This window comes from Acinetobacter sp. NIOH-H-8 (assembly GCF_046635365.1).
Lineage (GTDB): Bacteria > Pseudomonadota > Gammaproteobacteria > Pseudomonadales > Moraxellaceae > Acinetobacter.
Window position 1 is genome coordinate 16,256 of sequence record NZ_JBHDVN010000003.1, and the last position, 16,859, is coordinate 33,114.

The window sequence follows — 16,859 nt, forward strand, 5'->3', positions numbered from 1 at the left end:
ATAGAAAAATTTTAATACTGTAGTCGGATTTTTAAAAAAACTAGAGTTGAGCATGATAGCGGCATAGCTTAATTTGATTACTAGGAATAAGCCATGCGTCGTCAAAACTTATGGATAGCAATGCTTGCTGCAACAGCAAGTTTAGGAACAACTGCAGCGAATGCAGATTTTATTGACGATAGTAATGTCCAGCTTAAATTTAAAAACTTTTATCTAGATCGTCAGTATCAAGATGATTTTTCTTCACGTAATTGGGGTTCTTGGTCACAAGGTGTGACTTTGGATGCGAAGTCAGGCTATCACGATATTGGTGGTGGGGTGCAGGTTGGTGCAGATGTTCTGGTTCAACATGCAGTTAAACTCAAAGGCCGTGATCAAAATCCGGATTGGGTGTTGCCTCACGATGGTAAAGAATCTAAAGATCATTTTGGTAAAGTTGGCGCAACCTTAAAAGCTAAAGTTTCTGAGACTGAGCTGAAAGTGGGTGAGTTATTGCCTGTATCTCCAGTGCTAGTATTTGATCCATCTCGTCAGCTCATCACTACTTATAGCGGTGCATGGTTAGAATCTAAAGAGATTAAAGATACCAAACTGACTTTGGCTTATATTGATAAAATTAATAATCGTTACGACAATCAGTTCCGTGATTTAGCTTTATTTTCTCCAGGTAGAACTTTACCTGATGGTACACAAGGTCATTATGACTTAGGTCCTGAATCTGATGGTATGTGGATTGCCGGTGTAGATCACCAGTTCACGCCTGAAATTGGTGGTAGCTACTGGTATGCAGATGTTCAAGACATCTACCAACAGCATTACTTGGGTGTGAATTACAAAACTGCGCTAGGCGAAAAAACCAAATTAGATAGCCATGTGCGTTATTTTGATAACTCAGATTCAGGTGACAAACTGTATGGTGATATTGATAATCAGGCATTGTCAGTAGGGGCAAAAGTTAATCATGGTGCGCATACCGTAGGTCTGGGTTATCAGCAAATGTTTGGTGATACTGCATTTCCAACACTCGGTGGCTGGGTGCCGCAGCCTTATCTGGTGAACTGGGGCGTTGCAACCTTTACTGCACCAGAAGAAAAGTCATGGAATGTTTCTTATGGCTATGACTTCTCTGAAATGGGTGCCAAAGGATTAAACGCAACTGCGGTTTATTTCAAAGGTTATGATGCTCAATCAGGTGATCAAAACTTTAATACTGATGAGTTAAATCTGATTGCGAATTACACTGTTCCAGAGGGTAAGTTAAAAGGATTAGGCATTCAAGCGATGTATATCGATGTGAATTTTGCTAATCCTACTAAACCAGATCTTCAAGAATACCGCGTAGCGACGACTTATACCCATAAATTCTAAGTTAAGCGCATTTTAAGGGCAGTCAGTATTCTGACTGCTTTTTTTTGAGTTAAGAACTTAATCAAAGCCTTAAATTAAACAAGGTTTTAAATTTAAAATAATTAATTAAAACAAATACTTAAATAATATAATTTTTGTAGTATGCAATCGTAATTTTATATCAGTTGAAGGCAGTAGAGCGGTTAATATAAGACGGTAAAAAGATCATTTTTAATGAGTCAACTTGACGTCGAGTTCTCGTCATCGAGGAACACGCAAGCAAGAAACTGTAAGAGGAATCATGATGAGCACTGTTCAAATCCCTGATTATAAAACAGATCCTTTCTTCGGCTTAGAAGACAAATGGATTGAAACTGCAGAAGGTGAGTTGACTCACTACCATGAAATTGGTGAAGGTACGCCTATTCTGTTCCTGCACGGTTCAGGTACGGGTGTGTCTGCTGCTGCAAACTGGTGGTTAAACCTGCCTTCAATTGGTGAACAAGCACGTTGTATCGCAATTGATACCATTGGTTATGGTCAAACTGTGGTTGCACCAGATACTGCTTATGGTATCCGTGCATGGGTGGATCATGCTGTACGTACTCTAGATGCATTAGGTATCGAAAAAACCTGGTTAGTGGGTAACTCTCTGGGTGGCTGGTTGGCATTCCAGATGGCACTTGATTATCCTGAACGTGTTCTAGGTATCGTGTCTATGGGTACTGGCGGTGCAAAACAGACTGCTGCGCTGAAAGCACACGCAAACCCAGTATTAACTGAAGAAGGTATTAAGAAAACACTTTCTATGTTTGTCGTGAACAAAGATCTGATCACTGACGAACTGGTGAAAGTACGTTTTGCTTCTGCTGCAAATGACTATGCATCAAATCGTTTGATGGATGTAGTGGGCGCACGTGACCGTGACCGTTTCGAATTCCCGTTAGACTTCGAAAAAATGAAAGACATCACTGTACCTGTATTATTGATTCACGGTACTCAAGACGTGGTGATTCCAGTTTCTCGTACATGGGATATCCTGAACATTGTGCCAAATGCTGATGCACACATCTTCAGCCAATGTGGTCACTGGTCTCAAGTTGAAAAATCAGATGAGTTCAACACTGTGATCAAAAACTACCTGGCTGTACACGGCGTAAAATAAGTCGTACTCAGTTTAAAAAAGGATGGCTTCGGTCATCCTTTTTTTCTTTCTAAAATATTTAATTTACAGCTGCCAAATGAACACCATTTCCTTCAGTAAATTTTTTAAACATTTTTAATGCTTTTTAGCTATTAATCAGAATTTCAAAAATTAAAATGGGCCTTAGACTTCTTATTAGACTTAAGTTGTAAAAGAAGCCTAATTTGAGCAAAAATTAAACCTAATAAGCCATGGTCGGAGATGTTGGAAGCCAAGCTAGATGTGGTCTGTCATAGGAAAAATGAATATAAAATGAAATTTTGATCAGAAAAAATAAAAACAAAAAAGCACACATATTCTCAGAGGAAATTACGTGTGCTGCTATAAAAATAGAAAATTAATGTGGTTCGTCGCGGTTAATGTCTAGGTAGAATACGCGAGTCAGGAGTTCCAGGAACTTCTTCACTGCGACTGAATTACTATCCTTGCGATAGCTAACATAAAGATCTAAAAAGGGAAGTTCTACATCCAGCGGGCGGATTACAGTATTGTTCATGGTCAATGGTGCGATATAGCCTGGCAGGATGGCACAGCCCAAGCCCATTCCAATCGAGTTGATATTGAACAGGATATTATCCGCCTTTTGCACAATATTAAGCTCAATGCCATTGGTCTTGGCAAATTCCATAATCGTATTGTGCAGGGTCTGTGACTGTTCTGCAGATGGAATAATAAAATCTATACCATTCAGTAATTTAACTGGAATACGGTCGTATTTCGCTAAAGGATGATCCTTCGGCAAAATGAAGATCAATGGCTCACGAATCACAAACTGGCTTTCAATTTCATCACTATGGAAATTGTGACGGGTAAAGGTCAGATCCAGTTCGCCTTTCTTCAATAATCGCATTTGCTCATTATTGTTCAGACTGAGCAATTCAATTTTTAAATCAGGGTTTTGCACGCGCAGATTCGGCAAGATATACGGGAAGATTTTCATCTCGGCTACCGGTACAAAACCGATACGGAGCATTTGTTGTTTGGCCTGTGACACCTGACGGGCCATGGCAATCGCCTTATCGGCTTGTGCCAGCGTTAGGCGAGCCTGTTCAAGGAATACAGCACCTTCTTCGGTCAGTTCGACTTTACGCTTGGTACGGTGTAGCAGTTTAACACCGACATCTTCTTCCAAATCTTTAATTTGCTGACTAAGTGATGGCTGAGCCGTGTAAAGTTTGAGTGCTGCCTTACTGAAGTTGAGTTCTTCAGCCACAGTAATGAAGTAGCGGAGGTGTCGTAATTCCATATCATCAGCCCGTCGAGTAATCCAAAAAATGTCTTACTATAATTTCAGAAGAGTATAATCTATAAACAACTATGTCGTGAAGATTATTTTGTCATTTAGAAAGTAAATGCTTTGGAAGGATTGATTAGTGTTTTAATATAAAAATACACGCCTAGAATAATTGCTTAAAACTATTAATTGAAACAAAAAAAATATTTCCCCAAAACCGCCCTAAAATCCATCATCGTTGAAAAGTTGAGTCTATTACTTTGTGCCATAACTGGTCACAGGAGAGCTTTTCATGAGTGGAAAAATTGATGTGCGCGAAATCGACGCTTTAGTCGATGCACAAAATGGACGTATCACGCCATCTATCTATACAGATCCTGACATTTACGAATTAGAACTTGAACGTGTCTTCGGTCGTACATGGTTGTTCCTTTGCCATGAAAGCCAGATTCCTAAGGCCGGTGACTTCTTCAATACCTATATGGGTGAAGATCCAATCATCGTGGCACGTCAAAAAGACGGCTCAATCAAAGCATTCTTAAACCAGTGCCGTCACCGTTCTATGCGTGTGAGCTTTGCTGACTGTGGTAATACACGTGCATTCACTTGCCCATACCACGGCTGGTCATACGGTATTGATGGTTCTCTAAAAGACATCCCGCTTGAAGATCGTGCTTACCCACATGGTGCATGTAAAGAGCAATGGGGTCTGGTAGAAGTTAACCGTGTTAAATCATACAAAGGCCTGATTTTCGGATGCTGGGATGAAACGACTCCAGATCTAGAAGAATACATGGGCGATATCGCTTGGTACCTGGACGGCGTTGTAGATCGTCGTGAAGGCGGTACTGTGATTGTGGGTGGTGTACACAAATGGGAAATCGAGTGTAACTGGAAATTTGCAGCTGAACAGTTCGCATCTGACCAATATCACGCGTTGTTCTCTCACGCATCTGCAATTCAGGTGCTTGGTGCGAAACCAGACGACGAATCTTCTAAGAAATTAGGTGCTGCACAAACTGCTCGTCCAGTTTGGGAAACTGCGAAAGACGCGATCCAATACGGTTCACGCGGTCACGGTTCAGGCTTCTTCTTCACAGAGAAACCAGATGCAAACGTATGGGTTGACGGTGAAGTAGCGAACTACTTCCGTGAAACTTACGAAGAAGTGAAAGAACGCCTAGGTGAAACTCGTGCGCTTCGTTTAGCGGGTCACAACACCATGTTCCCTACATTGTCTTGGTTGAACGGTACTGCGACTCTTCGTGTATGGCACCCACGTGGTCCAAACAAAACTGAAGTTTGGGCATTCTGTATCTGTGATGCGGATGCACCAGAAGATGTACAAGCAGCATTTGAACGTTCTGCAACTCGTGCCTTCGGTCCTGCAGGCTTCCTGGAGCAAGATGACTCTGAAAACTGGATCGAAATCCAAAAAGTTTTACGTGGTTACAAAGCGCGTCAAAACAAACTCATTATGGAAATGGGTAAAGGTAACGAGAAAGTACGTGAAGATGGTATCCCGGGTATCACTAACTATATTTTCTCTGAAACTGCAGCACGTGGTATGTACCGCCGTTGGGCAGATTTATTGATTCATGAAAAATGGGAAGACGTTGAAGCTGCGGCTGACGAATATGAGAAGGAGCTTATGAAATGAGTCAAATCAGTTTAGAACTTCATCACCAAATTAGTCAGTTCCTGTATCAAGAAGCCAAGCTTCTTGATGACTGGAAATTCCGCGAGTGGTTAGACACGCTAGCTGAAGATATTTCTTACACGCTACGTACTACACCAAACGCTCAAACGCGTGACCGTCGTCGTTCAGTTGAACCACCTACTACCTGGGTATTCAACGATACGAAAGATCTTCTGGAACGTCGTGTTGCACGTCTAGAAACTGGTATGGCTTGGGCTGAAGAGCCTCCATCACGTACCACTCACATGGTGAGCAACGTGATTGTTGAGCCGACTGAAGTTGAAGGCGAATACGATGTGTACGTGACATACCTACTGTACCGTACTCAGAAAGAGAAAGACGTTACGATTTACTGTGGTAAACGTCATGACAAGATCCGCAAAGTTGAAGGCGGCCTGGGCTTCCAGATCTTCAACCGTAAGATCACGCTTGACCAAGTTACCTATAACTCACATAACCTGAGTGTGTTCTTCTAATGAATAAGATTTTTGTTTGCCAAGTTGACGAATTAGACGAAGGCGAAGCGTTAAAAGTGGATTGCGGCGTAAACGGTATCGAAGCGCTTGCAGTATTCAACAACGGTGGCGAATTCTTCGCAATGAACGACCGCTGTTCACACGGTAATGCTTCTATGTCTGAAGGCTACCTTGAAGACGACGGTACAGTGGAATGTCCACTTCATGCAGCTCGCTTCTGTTTGAAAACAGGTCAGGCACTTTGCTTACCGGCAACTGACCCAATTCAAACATTCCCAGTTGTACTTGAAGATGGTGCATTATACGTAGAGATGGCAGGAGAGTAATCATGGGTTGGCTACAAGGCGAAGTTGCACTGATCACTGGTGGTGGTTCAGGTCTCGGTTGGGCACTGGTAGAACGTTTCCTGGAAGAGGGTGCACAAGTGGCCGTTCTTCAACGTTCACAGTCTAAAGTCGATGCACTGAATGCACATTTTGGTGACCGCGTGCTGGCAATCGCAGGTGATGTGGCCAGCTATGAAGACAACGTCCGCGCTGTTAAAGCGACTGTAGAGCGTTACGGTAAACTCGACTGTTTCGTGGGTAATGCCGGTATCTGGGATCACTATGCCGATATCGTCAATACTTCAGGTGAGCAGCTGGAAAAAGCCTTTGATGAGATTATGGGGATTAATACCAAATCTCTGATCTTGGGTGCCAAAGCTGCACTTGATGAGCTCGTGAAATCTGAAGGTTCGATCATTTTCACACTGTCAAATTCTGCACTTTATTCTGCAGGTGGCGGTCCGGTTTACACTGCATCAAAACATGCCGGTGTAGGCATTATGAAAGAACTGGCTTATGAACTTGCACCTAAAGTCCGAGTCAATGCCGTTGCGCCATCAGGTATGAATGTGAATATCAAAGGTGCTGCATCTTTGGGTCAGGAAAATCTTGGCCTGCTCGATGCACGTGATCCTGAGAAAATCGCCCGTGGCATGCCACTGAATTTCTTACCTGAGCCGGAAGATATGACTGGTTCATATGTGCTCTTGGCATCTCGTCAAAATAACCGTCCTTTGACTGGTGTTCTGATCAATGCAGAATGCGGTCTGGGTATTCGTGGTCTACGTCAGCCACGTGCCGGTTTCTTTGACGAATAAAAATCTAGTCTGAAATGGACTTTTCGGCAGCCTGTTCTAAGGCTGCCTTCCTTTTAAGGAGTCTCTCATGGCCGTTAAACTTATTTGTGCATCGCACAGTCCTTTAATGGAATTTGCTTCACCGCAGGAAAAACGCAAAGAACAGGCTGTTCGTGAAGCGTTTGAAAAACTGTCTGCTGAAGTAAAAGCTTACGACCCAACCCTGATCATTACCTTTGGTCCTGACCATTTCAATGGTTTCTTCTATGACCTGATGCCGAGCTTCTGTGTGGGCATTCGCGCGACTGCTGCAGGTGACTGGGACTATGGTAAAGACAATGCACACATTGATGTACCAGAAGACAAAGCACTGGGCTTAGTGCGTCGTGTACTCGATGAGGGCGTGGACGTTGCGTATTCTTACCGTATGCAAGCTGACCATGGTGTGACTCAGCCATTGCACTTCCTGTGCGACGGCAAACTTAATCGTTATCCAACGATTCCAATTTTCATTAATGGCGCTGCAGCACCGATGCCAACTACGAAGCGTACCATCGCTTTAGGCCGTGCTGTAGGTCAGTTCATCAAATCTCTGAACCTTGAAAATGAGCGTGTACTTGTCCTAGGTACAGGTGGTCTGTCACACGATCCACCAACTCCGCAAATGGGTTCTGTACCACCAGAAGTGGAAGAGTTCCTGATTGCAGGTCGTAACCCGACACCTGAAGCACGTAACGCGCGTCAGTCAAAAATTATTGCAGTGGGCCAGAAACTGGCAGCGGGCGATACCTCTGTTGCAGTTCCTCTGAATGCTGAATGGGATATCGCATTGCTTGAAAAATTCAAGAATGCCGACTTCGCTGCACTAGAAGCCATGACTGAAGCTGAAATCCGCCGTGATGGTGGCCGTGGTGGTCAGGAAGTCCGTTCGTGGATGGCGGCATTTGCTGCTTTAAGCGAAATGGGCGAGTACGAAATGACAACGCACTGTTATGAAGAAATCAGTGAATGGATTGCGGGCTTCGGCATCGTATCTGCAGAGTTAAAAGGTTAAAGACATGAGCAACATCGAAACCATCGTAATTGTAGGTGCTGGCCAGGCAGGTGCAAGCGCGATTTTAGAACTTCGTGGCAACAAATACGAAGGTAAAATCATTCTGATCGGTGATGAAACGCATCTTCCTTATGAGCGTCCACCACTGTCTAAAGACGTGATTCTAAAACCTGAAGAGACCAAGATTGAAATCCTGTCAGAAGAAAAACTGGCGGAACTTGGTGTAGAAACCATTCGTGGCAATGGCGTGAAAAAAATCAACGCTGAAGCGAAAACGGTTGAACTTCAAAATGGTGACGTTGTTGCTTATGACAAACTGTTGCTTGCTACAGGCGGCGCAGCTCGTCGTCTGCCGAACTTCGATGCGCTGGGTAAACATGTTTATACGCTACGTAACCTAGAAGATTCACAAGCACTGGTTCCAGTATTGCAATCAGGCCGTCGTATTGTCCTGATTGGTGGTGGCGTGATCGGTCTGGAACTGGCTTCTTCAGCACGTTTCAAAGAGTGTCAGGTAACTGTGATCGAAATGGGTCCTATGGTGATGGGCCGCTGTTCACCTCGTATCCTGAGCGAATTCCTGCTTGAACAACAACGTTTGGCAGGGATCGACGTTCGTCTGGAAACCAAAATTGCAGATTGCAAACTGGATGGTGAAGAAGTGGTGATTACCCTTGAGGGTGGTGAAGAACTTCGCGCTGATGCTGTAGTTTATGGTATTGGTATCGTGCCAAATGCACAATTGGCTGTAGAAGCTGGCCTGGATGTTGATTTCGCGATTAAAGTAAATGAAAACTGCCAGACTTCAAATGCAGACATCTATGCAGCAGGTGATGTGGCAACTCAACTTCGTAATTGCGGTAACCACCGTCGTGTCGAAACTTGGGAAAATGCCAACCTGCAAGCAGGGATCTTTGCACGTCATGTGATGGGCGTTGAGCATCCGACACCTAACCCGGCATGGTTCTGGACAGATCAGTTGGACATCAATTATCAGTTCGTAGGTGACATGGCGGCTGCTGAATGGCAAGTTCGTGGTGAAATCAATCCAGAGCTTCGCGCTGAATCATCATTCGTGATGTTTGGTGTGACTGATGGCGTTATTGTCGGCGGTATTACGGTAAATGCGGCAAAAGAAATGCGTCACCTGAAAAAGCTGATCAGCAAGAATGCAGCGTTTGAAGCAGATAAATATTTAGATCTCAGCCAGGATCTTCGTAAACTTGTGAAATAACTTTGTTTTATTGATAAGTTTACAAAAGGGCAGACCTGGGGCAACTTGGGTCTGCTTTTTTATGAGTATTAAAAAATATTGAAAGATGTAGGGACTTGATTGTGATGAGCAGTTATCATGACCTCCAATTTTGATTCTACTTATATAAGTTATAGAGTAGGTGCTTTTACTTTTAAAAGATGAGCCATATATGGCGCAAGGTAACAAAAATCTTTTGAGCATTTGAGGCTACTTCCCTGTATCCCAAAAGCTCGAGCGGCATCCCTGCCACCATCAGTATTGTCGATTGTGGATTTGAACGAGAAGTTAGTTCAATTCTTTCTAAAAAAATTTAATTGAGTCTTTTATGAATTCAAATTCATCTCCCATGCTGGTGACGGCAAGTATTTATGCCTTGCTGGTGCTGATCTGGGCAGCAACGCCACTGGCGATTGTCTGGAGTATTGCTGAAGTTCATCCGATGTGGGTGCTGATTATTCGTTATTTCGGCGCTTCTCTGCTGGCGTTGGTGATCTTGGCAGCGATGCGTAATCCATTGCCCTTTGACCGAACCTCAATGATGAGCTATGTGGCAGGCAGCCTGAATCTGATTGGCGCGCAACTGTTTATCTATCTGGCGGCGAACTATTTAACCTCTGGCTTAATGGCGCTTATCTTTGGTTTCTCACCGCTGGTTGCAGGTTTGATCGGACATGTCATTTTGAAAACCAATCGTCTGATTTGGCTACAATGGCTCGGTATGGCAGTTGCCGTCGGTGGTTTAAGTTTTGTCTTTGCGGAGTCAGCAGATAGTAAGGTGAATCCGTGGGGCGTGGTCCTGATGCTGATTAGCATGGTGTCTTATATCAGCTCGATTTTCTGGGTGAAGCAGATCAATGCGCCATTAAAACCGATGTCCCAAGCCACCGGTTCTTTGATTGTTTCCTCATTGGGATCATTGCTAATCATTCCATTTATCTGGCAATCTTTCCCAACACAAATGCCAAGTATGCAGGCGCTGTTCGGATTTGGTTTTACCATGATCCTGTCTTCGATTGTGGCGATGCTGTGCTATTTCTGGCTGATTCGCCGTTTAGCCGCATCCACCGTATCCCTCAGTAATGTGATGACGCCAATCATTGCCCTGATTCTCGGTGCAACCCTGAATAACGAAGTGATCAGCAGTCATGCCTTTGCCGGTATTGCGGTAGTGATGTTCGGGATCGTGATGTACTTCTGGAAAGAATGGCGCGAGCAGTATTTTTCTAAATCTTAAGATTAATTATTTAGGGTAAATTTATACATAAAAGGAAGCCATGGTTTCCTTTTTAGTTTTTCAATTGTAGATGCAGAATCGGGTAGGGATTACCTTCGCTATCGGTTTCTGAGCGGCTGATGATCTCGAAACCATATTTTAAATAGAAAGTAATCGCATCGGAGTTCTGCTCATTCACATCAACTTCAGTCACATCCAGAGTAAGCGCATGTTGCAATAACTGGCTGCCAATACCTTGCCGGAAGGCTAAAGGGGAAATAAACAGCATTTCCAGTTTGCTGCCTGCAATGCCCATAAAACCCAGAATCTGCTGCTGATGTTCCACATGGAACAGTTGCACCTGATCAAAATAACCATGCTGGATAATCTGCTGGCGAATCTTCAGGATTTGCTCGTCATTTAGGAAATGATGCGAAGCCCGGACAGATTGCTCCCACAGTTCTAGGAGCTGAGGATGCCGATCGGCAGAAGTAAGGACAATCACAGCCATGAAGTTTCCGATTAAAAATGAGAACAACAAAACAATAAACAATTTATGTCAGCAGTTTATTAAGATGTAAAGAGATAAAATGAAAAATCAAATAGATCCATCTGTTTGAGAAAAAAATTAGGACAACTTTGAATGTCATCTGAATCTAATAAAATTGTGGTCTATGCAGCGTTATTTGGTAACCTGGCAATCGCGCTGGTGAAATTTGTCGCAGCCTATATCACCAACAGTTCTGCCATGCTGAGTGAGGCGATTCACTCGGTGGTCGATACTCTAAATGAAATTCTGCTTCTTTACGGCATGAAAAAGGCAGAGCAGCGCCCAGATGCCCACCATCCTTTTGGCTATGGCCGTGAACTGTATTTCTGGGCCTTTATTGTGGCCTTGATGGTCTTTGCACTGGGTGCGATTGTATCCATCTATCAAGGCATCCTGCACATCATTCATCCTGAAGAAATGCAGGATCCGATGATCAACTACATTGTGCTGGGCATTGCGATTCTGTGTGAAGGATTCTCCTGGACAGTGGCTTTAAGAACCTTCCGTAAAATGAAAGGCAAGATGGGCTATTTCGAAGCCTTTAGACGTAGTAAAGATCCGACCACCTTTACCGTGTTATTTGAAGATACTGCTGCGCTAGTAGGTCTTTTTATTGCCCTGATCGGGATTTTCCTGGCTCATCAACTGAATATTCCTGAGCTGGATGGTGCTGCCTCTATTCTGATTGGTGTCGTGTTGGCGGTATCGGCCTGGTTGCTGGCACGTGAAACCAAAGGTCTATTGCTGGGTGAAACAGCAGATCCTAGACTGCGTGAAAATGTGCTTAACATTGCCCAGCAGGATGCTGCGGTCTATAGCGCCAATGGGGTGCTGACTGAGCAGATGGGTGCGCATCAGGTGATTGCCTCCTTAAGTCTGGAATTTAAAGACGATCTTACTTCTGATGAAATCGAAGCGTGCGTCAACCGGATTGAAGCACAGATTAAACAGCTACACCCGGAAATTATTACTCTGTTTGTGAAACCTCAAACCAAAGCCGTATGGCTGGAACGGACTCAAGGTCGTATTTAAGGAAGTGAAGATTTCAGTAGATAACTTTCGTCGGATAGTCAGAAGGGCATCAAGCGTGATTACATGAATACGGGATAAAAATTTAGGTCATGAAATCATGTACAGTCAGGTATGGAGTGAGAATTATCGGATGAATATCGATCATTCTCCTGTCTTTTTAGAAAGAAGAATGGACACAAACTTGATCTCGAGTATTCATTTTTTTAGAAGCTTTTCATCGGTTTTAGTCTTTCCATGGGCTCGATGTTTTGCTAAAAATAACAAAAACATAAATGAATCTTAGGCACGTATTTCATACTATGCTGAAATACCGAAGTATATAAGTTTGTATGCGATTTAAAGAGATGCTCCGTTTGAAAATTCCAGGTGGATGCTGTCTTGCATATAACAAATAATAAATAGTGGATATTTATGCAAGATCTTTTCAAGACTAAAAAATTTCAGCTTGAGACTGAGTCCAGTTGGAAACATCTCTGGTCCAAGCCGGTATTTGATTATCTACATTCCGATCATTTTGATGGTGAGCGGTTTAAGAATCTGGAGCATCATTCACTCGAGCAGAGTCGCTTTGACTTGTATAAATGGTTATTCACCAGAAAATCCAGAACTTGGGAAGTAAATCTGGAACAGGAACGTGCCGAGTTTTTTTCACGTCCGCGTGCTTTACCAAAAAATCGGCCGGAAGCCACTTTAGATGACTGGCAAATCTGGTTTATTGGGCATGCTACCGCTCTGATCCAGATCGGGCCGTATAATTTTCTGACTGATCCGGTCTGGTGTGAATATGCCAGTCCTTCTGCATCCCGAGGGCCACAGCGCGTCATTCCTGCTGGCATTGCCCTGGATGAGCTGCCGCATATTGATGCCGTATTGCTCAGCCATAACCATTATGATCATATGGATCTGGCGACCTTGGCCTGGCTGCATCAGACCTATCAAATGCCGATCTATACCGGCCTTGGTAATGGCTGGTACCTGCCTAAAGACTATAATGTCATTGAAATGGACTGGTGGGAAAATGCATTTTTTGAAGATATCCAGATTGTCTATTCGCCAGCACAGCACGCTTCAGGACGTGGAATGCGTGACCAGAACTGCGCATTATGGGGCGGTTTTTCCTTATTGAATGACAAGGATCATTGCTATTTTGCCGGGGATAGCGGCTATGCGCCGCATTTCAAGGAAATTCGCAAACGCTTGGGGCCACCACGAATTGCGCTGTTACCGATCGGTGCCTATGAACCACGTGAACTGATGCGCAATATTCATATGAATCCGGAAGATGCTTTTCATGCCCATCAGGACTTAATGGCACGTTGCTCAATGGCGATCCATTATCGGACCTTCCAGCTCACTGATGAAGCACGTGACCAGCCTGAAAATGAACTGCAGCATATTATTCAGCATTCATCCAAGCTGATTAACCCGTTTTACTGTATTCGTGAGGGCAAACGGATTATTGTCTAAGGGCTTAAGATCACTCCTGTATAACGATTGAATCGTTAGCTAGCATATAGAGTAGCTCTCATTTGTATAGGATTAAATCCTATGCTGAAGGGTACAGGTGCCAATCGTGGTGGAAACAAGCATGGCATACTGACTGATCGGGTGGGTATGTTGAGCAATGATTTCTTCGTGAATCTGATGGATATGAAAAAGATCTGGGTACTGGTAGAAGAACCTTTTTGAAATCCGTGACCGTCAAACACATGACCTGAAATGAACTGCAATTCATATTCCTAATGCTTTAATTTAACACCAATAAAAAAACCACCCTCGGGTGGTTTTTTATTCGCTCAGTTCAAGCTAAAAAACTTAGAGAAAGCTTGGTAGGCCTTTAGCTGGATCAGTTGCTCGAGCCATCTGGGCATCAGCTACGCTCATCCCAAGAGCTTGAGCAATACCTTCACCATAGGCGGGATCACAGGCATAACAGTTACGGATATGACGGTACTTGATGAAATCAAGCGCATCACCCATTGCGGCTGCAGTATTATTAAATAGAGCCTGTTTCTGCTCATCATTCATCAGGTTGAACAGGGCACGTGGCTGGCTGAAGTAATCATTATCATCTTTGCGATAATCCCAGAAATCTGCATCACCCGTGATTTTGAGGGGGGGCTCTCTGAATTCTGGCTGTTCCTGCCACTGGCTGAAACTGTTCGGCTCATAATGCGGCAATGAACCATAGTTGCCATCCATACGGCCCAAACCATCACGGTGATTTGAATGTACCGGGCAACGTGCGGCATTGACCGGAATCTGGGCATGATTCACACCTACACGGTAACGCGCTGCATCAGCATAATTGACCAAACGTGCCTGTAGCATGCGATCCGGTGAATAGCTGATACCTGGTACCAGATTGCTTGGCGCAAAAGCGGCTTGTTCTACGTCCTGGAAATAGTTTTCCGGATTACGGTTGAGTTCGAATTCACCTACTTCAATTAGTGGATAATCACCTTTCGGCCAGACTTTGGTCAGGTCAAACGGATGATAAGGCACTTTCTCGGCATCTGTTTCAGGCATGATCTGAACGTACATTTTCCATTTCGGATAATCGCCACGTTCAATCGCATCAAACAGGTCGGTTTGACTGCTTTCACGGTCTTTAGCAATCAACTCTGCTGCCTCAGCATCAGTCAGATTCTTGATACCTTGCTGGGTACGCATATGGAATTTTACCCAAAAGCGTTCATTTTGGGCATTGATAAAACTGTAGGTATGACTGCCGAAACCGTGCATATGACGGTAACCAGCCGGAATCCCACGATCGGACATTACGATGGTAACTTGATGTAGTGCTTCCGGCAATAAAGTCCAGAAATCCCAGTTATTGGTGGCGCTACGTTTATTGGTTTTCGGATCACGTTTTACTGCTTTGTTTAAGTCAGGAAATTTACGTGGATCACGCAGGAAGAATACCGGTGTATTGTTACCGACTAGGTCCCAGTTCCCTTCTTCGGTATAGAATTTCAGGGCAAAACCACGAATGTCACGTTCTGCATCAGCTGCACCGCGTTCACCGGCGACGGTCGAAAAACGGGCAAAGAGTTCGGTTTTTTTACCGACTTCCGAGAAAATTTTTGCACGGGTATATTCAGTAATGTCATTGGTTACGGTAAAGGTACCAAATGCACCTGAACCTTTTGCGTGCATACGGCGCTCAGGAATCACTTCACGAACAAAGTTAGCCAGTTTTTCATTCAGCCATAAATCTTGGGCCAGCAATGGGCCACGGCTACCTGCCGTCATACTGTTCTGGTTGTCGACTACAGGTGCGCCAGCTTCAGTAGTCAGATGGGTGACAGGGCACTTTTTCATATCTTGGCTCATATTTCTCTCCAAGCGTTGAGAATTTTATTCGTTATTCCAGCATTCAAAAAAATCATCTATAAGCGCAGGAATAACATTAGGGGCTTTATTTCCAACAGATTTTTAATTAAGTGAGTTGTTGAATTGGGTGTTTTGGCAATAAGTTTGGTTTTTCTGTAACTTCAGAAAATACTGCCTAAATGAATAAAAATTAAGTCATTGAAAATAAATAATCTAATTTGAACATAAGATATTTCTAGAAATGTGACAATGTTAAAATATGCAAATTTTTCACTCAGTTTAAAATGATTAAGTAAGAAAATCAGAATTTAAGATGTCTTCTCTAAGTCAGAAAAATGCTTCAATATCTCTTTTAGATTTCATTAGGTTTTATTAAATATTTATTAAGTTATTAATTTTATAAATATTTTTTAAATAGAAAGATTTAAGGATTAAAATTCACGGATTAAACAGGTAGTTAAATCAGCATTCTCTTGCTCACAATTTTCTGATTTTTACAGCAAGAATATCTACCAAATTATCTATTTTCTGGAAAATATTTAAGTCCTGATCTGCTTGAAAATTGGCCAGTCGCCCTTATAATCATTTCACATCCCGAGCGGATCATTTCCTTAGTCCAAATTAAACAGAGAGCAAGATGGCAAAGAAAAAAGCTGTAGAGGCAGTCATGCCAAACTTCGTAGCCAAACATATGCATGAAGTCAATAAAAGCCAGGTTTTTGTAGACCGGAAGAAAAATGCAAAACGTGGTTATACCAAACACAAACAAGGGCGATATCAACAAGATGATCGCCCTTTTTTATGGGCAGCTTAGGGCGGCCAGGAAGAAGTGGATCTGCTTTGGACAGGAGCTGACTTTAAGGGATTCTGGCGGGTATAGTTAAAAGATGAATTTCTTTTCGAAGAATGTGGTGAGTTTTGTCGGGTAGTTGAAGAAGCTTCTTCGGGAAACATATTTTGAAAAAAACGGGGCAGGGTCGCAGAACTCGAAGATCTATTTGGATCAGCATCAGCCATAGGCCGGGTTTGCTGAAAACTGGCAAATTTTCCTAGCTGTTGCCGATACAGTTTTGCGGCAATGACCGATGGATCATTCTTGCCTAAACGCCGTTGCTGGGTACGAGAAATTTCAATTCCCCATAAGGGACAGGCTTTAGGACGTTCAGTTTCACGGATATACTGATGACTGGTACTTGTGTTATTACGACCACGAGAAGATGTATATCTGGATTTTTGCGAACGTAAGGCCGGTGCAACAATAATAAAATAAAACGCTGCAGCCAGCATAAGCAGGATAAGCACAAATTCCATAAGTACCTCGACAGATGCAGAGGAA

The 16,859-nt window shown here is 43.4% G+C and carries 17 protein-coding genes; 13 read left to right on the forward strand and 4 right to left on the reverse strand.

The window, feature by feature from the left end; translation table 11 throughout:
- The first annotated feature begins 93 nt into the window (after positions 1-93).
- Both ACEWB7_RS02375 and ACEWB7_RS02380 read left to right on the forward strand, forming a co-directional pair.
- Complete coding sequence (locus tag ACEWB7_RS02375) at positions 94-1,368, forward strand: OprD family outer membrane porin (RefSeq protein WP_125279392.1); 1,275 nt, start codon at positions 94-96, stop codon at positions 1,366-1,368.
- A 283-nt stretch (positions 1,369-1,651) separates the two neighbouring features.
- Positions 1,652-2,512, forward strand: a complete 861-nt coding sequence (locus ACEWB7_RS02380) for an alpha/beta fold hydrolase (protein ID WP_411580429.1) — start codon at positions 1,652-1,654, stop codon at positions 2,510-2,512.
- A gap of 376 nt (positions 2,513-2,888) precedes the next feature.
- Here the strand turns inward: ACEWB7_RS02380 and hcaR are convergent, their stop codons facing one another.
- The gene (gene hcaR, locus ACEWB7_RS02385) at positions 2,889-3,797 is read right to left on the reverse strand and encodes a DNA-binding transcriptional regulator HcaR (protein ID WP_004781814.1); all 909 of its coding nucleotides are present in this window, start codon (positions 3,795-3,797) and stop codon (positions 2,889-2,891) included.
- A 280-nt stretch (positions 3,798-4,077) separates the two neighbouring features.
- On the opposite strand from hcaR, the gene hcaE reads away from it, so the two are divergent.
- From hcaE to ACEWB7_RS02420, 7 genes are all read left to right on the forward strand, one after another.
- Positions 4,078-5,445 carry a 3-phenylpropionate/cinnamic acid dioxygenase subunit alpha gene (gene hcaE, locus ACEWB7_RS02390; protein WP_004781815.1) on the forward strand — a complete coding sequence of 456 codons (1,368 nt, stop codon included), beginning with the start codon at positions 4,078-4,080 and terminating at the stop codon, positions 5,443-5,445.
- Complete coding sequence (gene hcaF, locus ACEWB7_RS02395) at positions 5,442-5,960, forward strand: 3-phenylpropionate/cinnamic acid dioxygenase subunit beta (RefSeq protein ID WP_004781816.1); 519 nt, start codon at positions 5,442-5,444, stop codon at positions 5,958-5,960. Before hcaE ends, hcaF begins: the two co-directional genes overlap by 4 nt.
- Entirely contained in the window at positions 5,960-6,286 is a 327-nt protein-coding gene (gene hcaC / locus ACEWB7_RS02400; protein ID WP_004781817.1) for a 3-phenylpropionate/cinnamic acid dioxygenase ferredoxin subunit, read from the forward strand. Before hcaF ends, hcaC begins: the two co-directional genes overlap by 1 nt.
- 2 nt (positions 6,287-6,288) lie before the next feature.
- A complete protein-coding gene (gene hcaB, locus ACEWB7_RS02405; protein ID WP_004781818.1) occupies positions 6,289-7,104 on the forward strand; it encodes a 3-phenylpropionate-dihydrodiol/cinnamic acid-dihydrodiol dehydrogenase in 816 nt (271 codons plus the stop codon).
- A 67-nt stretch (positions 7,105-7,171) separates the two neighbouring features.
- Positions 7,172-8,137: a 3-carboxyethylcatechol 2,3-dioxygenase gene (locus ACEWB7_RS02410; protein ID WP_411580377.1), complete on the forward strand. Its 966-nt coding sequence runs from the start codon at positions 7,172-7,174 to the stop codon at positions 8,135-8,137.
- A gap of 4 nt (positions 8,138-8,141) precedes the next feature.
- Positions 8,142-9,371: a 3-phenylpropionate/cinnamic acid dioxygenase ferredoxin--NAD(+) reductase subunit gene (gene hcaD / locus ACEWB7_RS02415; protein WP_034704704.1), complete on the forward strand. Its 1,230-nt coding sequence runs from the start codon at positions 8,142-8,144 to the stop codon at positions 9,369-9,371.
- Between the two features lie 346 nt (positions 9,372-9,717).
- Complete coding sequence (locus ACEWB7_RS02420) at positions 9,718-10,626, forward strand: DMT family transporter (RefSeq protein ID WP_291358946.1); 909 nt, start codon at positions 9,718-9,720, stop codon at positions 10,624-10,626.
- A gap of 52 nt (positions 10,627-10,678) precedes the next feature.
- Here ACEWB7_RS02420 and ACEWB7_RS02425 read toward each other — a convergent pair whose 3' ends face one another.
- Positions 10,679-11,116, reverse strand: a complete 438-nt coding sequence (locus ACEWB7_RS02425) for a GNAT family N-acetyltransferase (RefSeq protein WP_313659253.1) — start codon at positions 11,114-11,116, stop codon at positions 10,679-10,681.
- A gap of 132 nt (positions 11,117-11,248) precedes the next feature.
- Between ACEWB7_RS02425 and ACEWB7_RS02430 the strand changes: the two genes are divergently transcribed.
- The 3 genes from ACEWB7_RS02430 to ACEWB7_RS02440 all read left to right on the forward strand — a co-directional run bounded on the left by ACEWB7_RS02430 (position 11,249) and on the right by ACEWB7_RS02440 (position 13,876).
- Positions 11,249-12,187, forward strand: a complete 939-nt coding sequence (locus tag ACEWB7_RS02430) for a cation diffusion facilitator family transporter (protein ID WP_034169853.1) — start codon at positions 11,249-11,251, stop codon at positions 12,185-12,187.
- Positions 12,188-12,598: 411 nt separating this feature from the next.
- Complete coding sequence (locus ACEWB7_RS02435; RefSeq protein ID WP_411580378.1) at positions 12,599-13,654, forward strand: MBL fold metallo-hydrolase; 1,056 nt, start codon at positions 12,599-12,601, stop codon at positions 13,652-13,654.
- Between the two features lie 81 nt (positions 13,655-13,735).
- A complete protein-coding gene (locus ACEWB7_RS02440) occupies positions 13,736-13,876 on the forward strand; it encodes a hypothetical protein (protein ID WP_004781830.1) in 141 nt (46 codons plus the stop codon).
- Between the two features lie 126 nt (positions 13,877-14,002).
- Here the strand turns inward: ACEWB7_RS02440 and ACEWB7_RS02445 are convergent, their stop codons facing one another.
- Positions 14,003-15,523: a catalase gene (locus ACEWB7_RS02445; protein WP_004781832.1), complete on the reverse strand. Its 1,521-nt coding sequence runs from the start codon at positions 15,521-15,523 to the stop codon at positions 14,003-14,005.
- Between the two features lie 637 nt (positions 15,524-16,160).
- Here ACEWB7_RS02445 and ACEWB7_RS02450 point away from each other — a divergent pair.
- Positions 16,161-16,337: a hypothetical protein gene (locus ACEWB7_RS02450; protein ID WP_004781833.1), complete on the forward strand. Its 177-nt coding sequence runs from the start codon at positions 16,161-16,163 to the stop codon at positions 16,335-16,337.
- Here the strand turns inward: ACEWB7_RS02450 and ACEWB7_RS02455 are convergent.
- On the reverse strand, positions 16,334-16,834 hold the full coding sequence (locus ACEWB7_RS02455; protein WP_411580379.1) for a hypothetical protein: 501 nt from the start codon (positions 16,832-16,834) through the stop codon (positions 16,334-16,336). The genes ACEWB7_RS02450 and ACEWB7_RS02455 overlap by 4 nt on opposite strands.
- Positions 16,835-16,859: the final 25 nt, after the last annotated feature.

Excerpts from the sequence above, each read along its gene's own strand:
- ACEWB7_RS02420 (WP_291358946.1), top strand. The coding sequence starts at position 9,718 with ATGAATTCAAATTCATCTCCCATGCTGGTGACGGCAAGTATTTATGCC.
- hcaE (WP_004781815.1), top strand. The coding sequence starts at position 4,078 with ATGAGTGGAAAAATTGATGTGCGCGAAATCGACGCTTTAGTCGATGCA.
- ACEWB7_RS02455 (WP_411580379.1), bottom strand. The coding sequence starts at position 16,834 with ATGGAATTTGTGCTTATCCTGCTTATGCTGGCTGCAGCGTTTTATTTT.
- ACEWB7_RS02445 (WP_004781832.1), bottom strand. The coding sequence starts at position 15,523 with ATGAGCCAAGATATGAAAAAGTGCCCTGTCACCCATCTGACTACTGAA.
- hcaR (WP_004781814.1), bottom strand. The coding sequence starts at position 3,797 with ATGGAATTACGACACCTCCGCTACTTCATTACTGTGGCTGAAGAACTC.
- hcaB (WP_004781818.1), top strand. The coding sequence starts at position 6,289 with ATGGGTTGGCTACAAGGCGAAGTTGCACTGATCACTGGTGGTGGTTCA.
- ACEWB7_RS02380 (WP_411580429.1), top strand. The coding sequence starts at position 1,652 with ATGAGCACTGTTCAAATCCCTGATTATAAAACAGATCCTTTCTTCGGC.
- ACEWB7_RS02450 (WP_004781833.1), top strand. The coding sequence starts at position 16,161 with ATGGCAAAGAAAAAAGCTGTAGAGGCAGTCATGCCAAACTTCGTAGCC.
- ACEWB7_RS02410 (WP_411580377.1), top strand. The coding sequence starts at position 7,172 with ATGGCCGTTAAACTTATTTGTGCATCGCACAGTCCTTTAATGGAATTT.
- hcaF (WP_004781816.1), top strand. The coding sequence starts at position 5,442 with ATGAGTCAAATCAGTTTAGAACTTCATCACCAAATTAGTCAGTTCCTG.
- ACEWB7_RS02425 (WP_313659253.1), bottom strand. The coding sequence starts at position 11,116 with ATGGCTGTGATTGTCCTTACTTCTGCCGATCGGCATCCTCAGCTCCTA.
- ACEWB7_RS02430 (WP_034169853.1), top strand. The coding sequence starts at position 11,249 with ATGTCATCTGAATCTAATAAAATTGTGGTCTATGCAGCGTTATTTGGT.
- hcaC (WP_004781817.1), top strand. The coding sequence starts at position 5,960 with ATGAATAAGATTTTTGTTTGCCAAGTTGACGAATTAGACGAAGGCGAA.
- hcaD (WP_034704704.1), top strand. The coding sequence starts at position 8,142 with ATGAGCAACATCGAAACCATCGTAATTGTAGGTGCTGGCCAGGCAGGT.
- ACEWB7_RS02435 (WP_411580378.1), top strand. The coding sequence starts at position 12,599 with ATGCAAGATCTTTTCAAGACTAAAAAATTTCAGCTTGAGACTGAGTCC.
- ACEWB7_RS02440 (WP_004781830.1), top strand. The coding sequence starts at position 13,736 with ATGCTGAAGGGTACAGGTGCCAATCGTGGTGGAAACAAGCATGGCATA.
- ACEWB7_RS02375 (WP_125279392.1), top strand. The coding sequence starts at position 94 with ATGCGTCGTCAAAACTTATGGATAGCAATGCTTGCTGCAACAGCAAGT.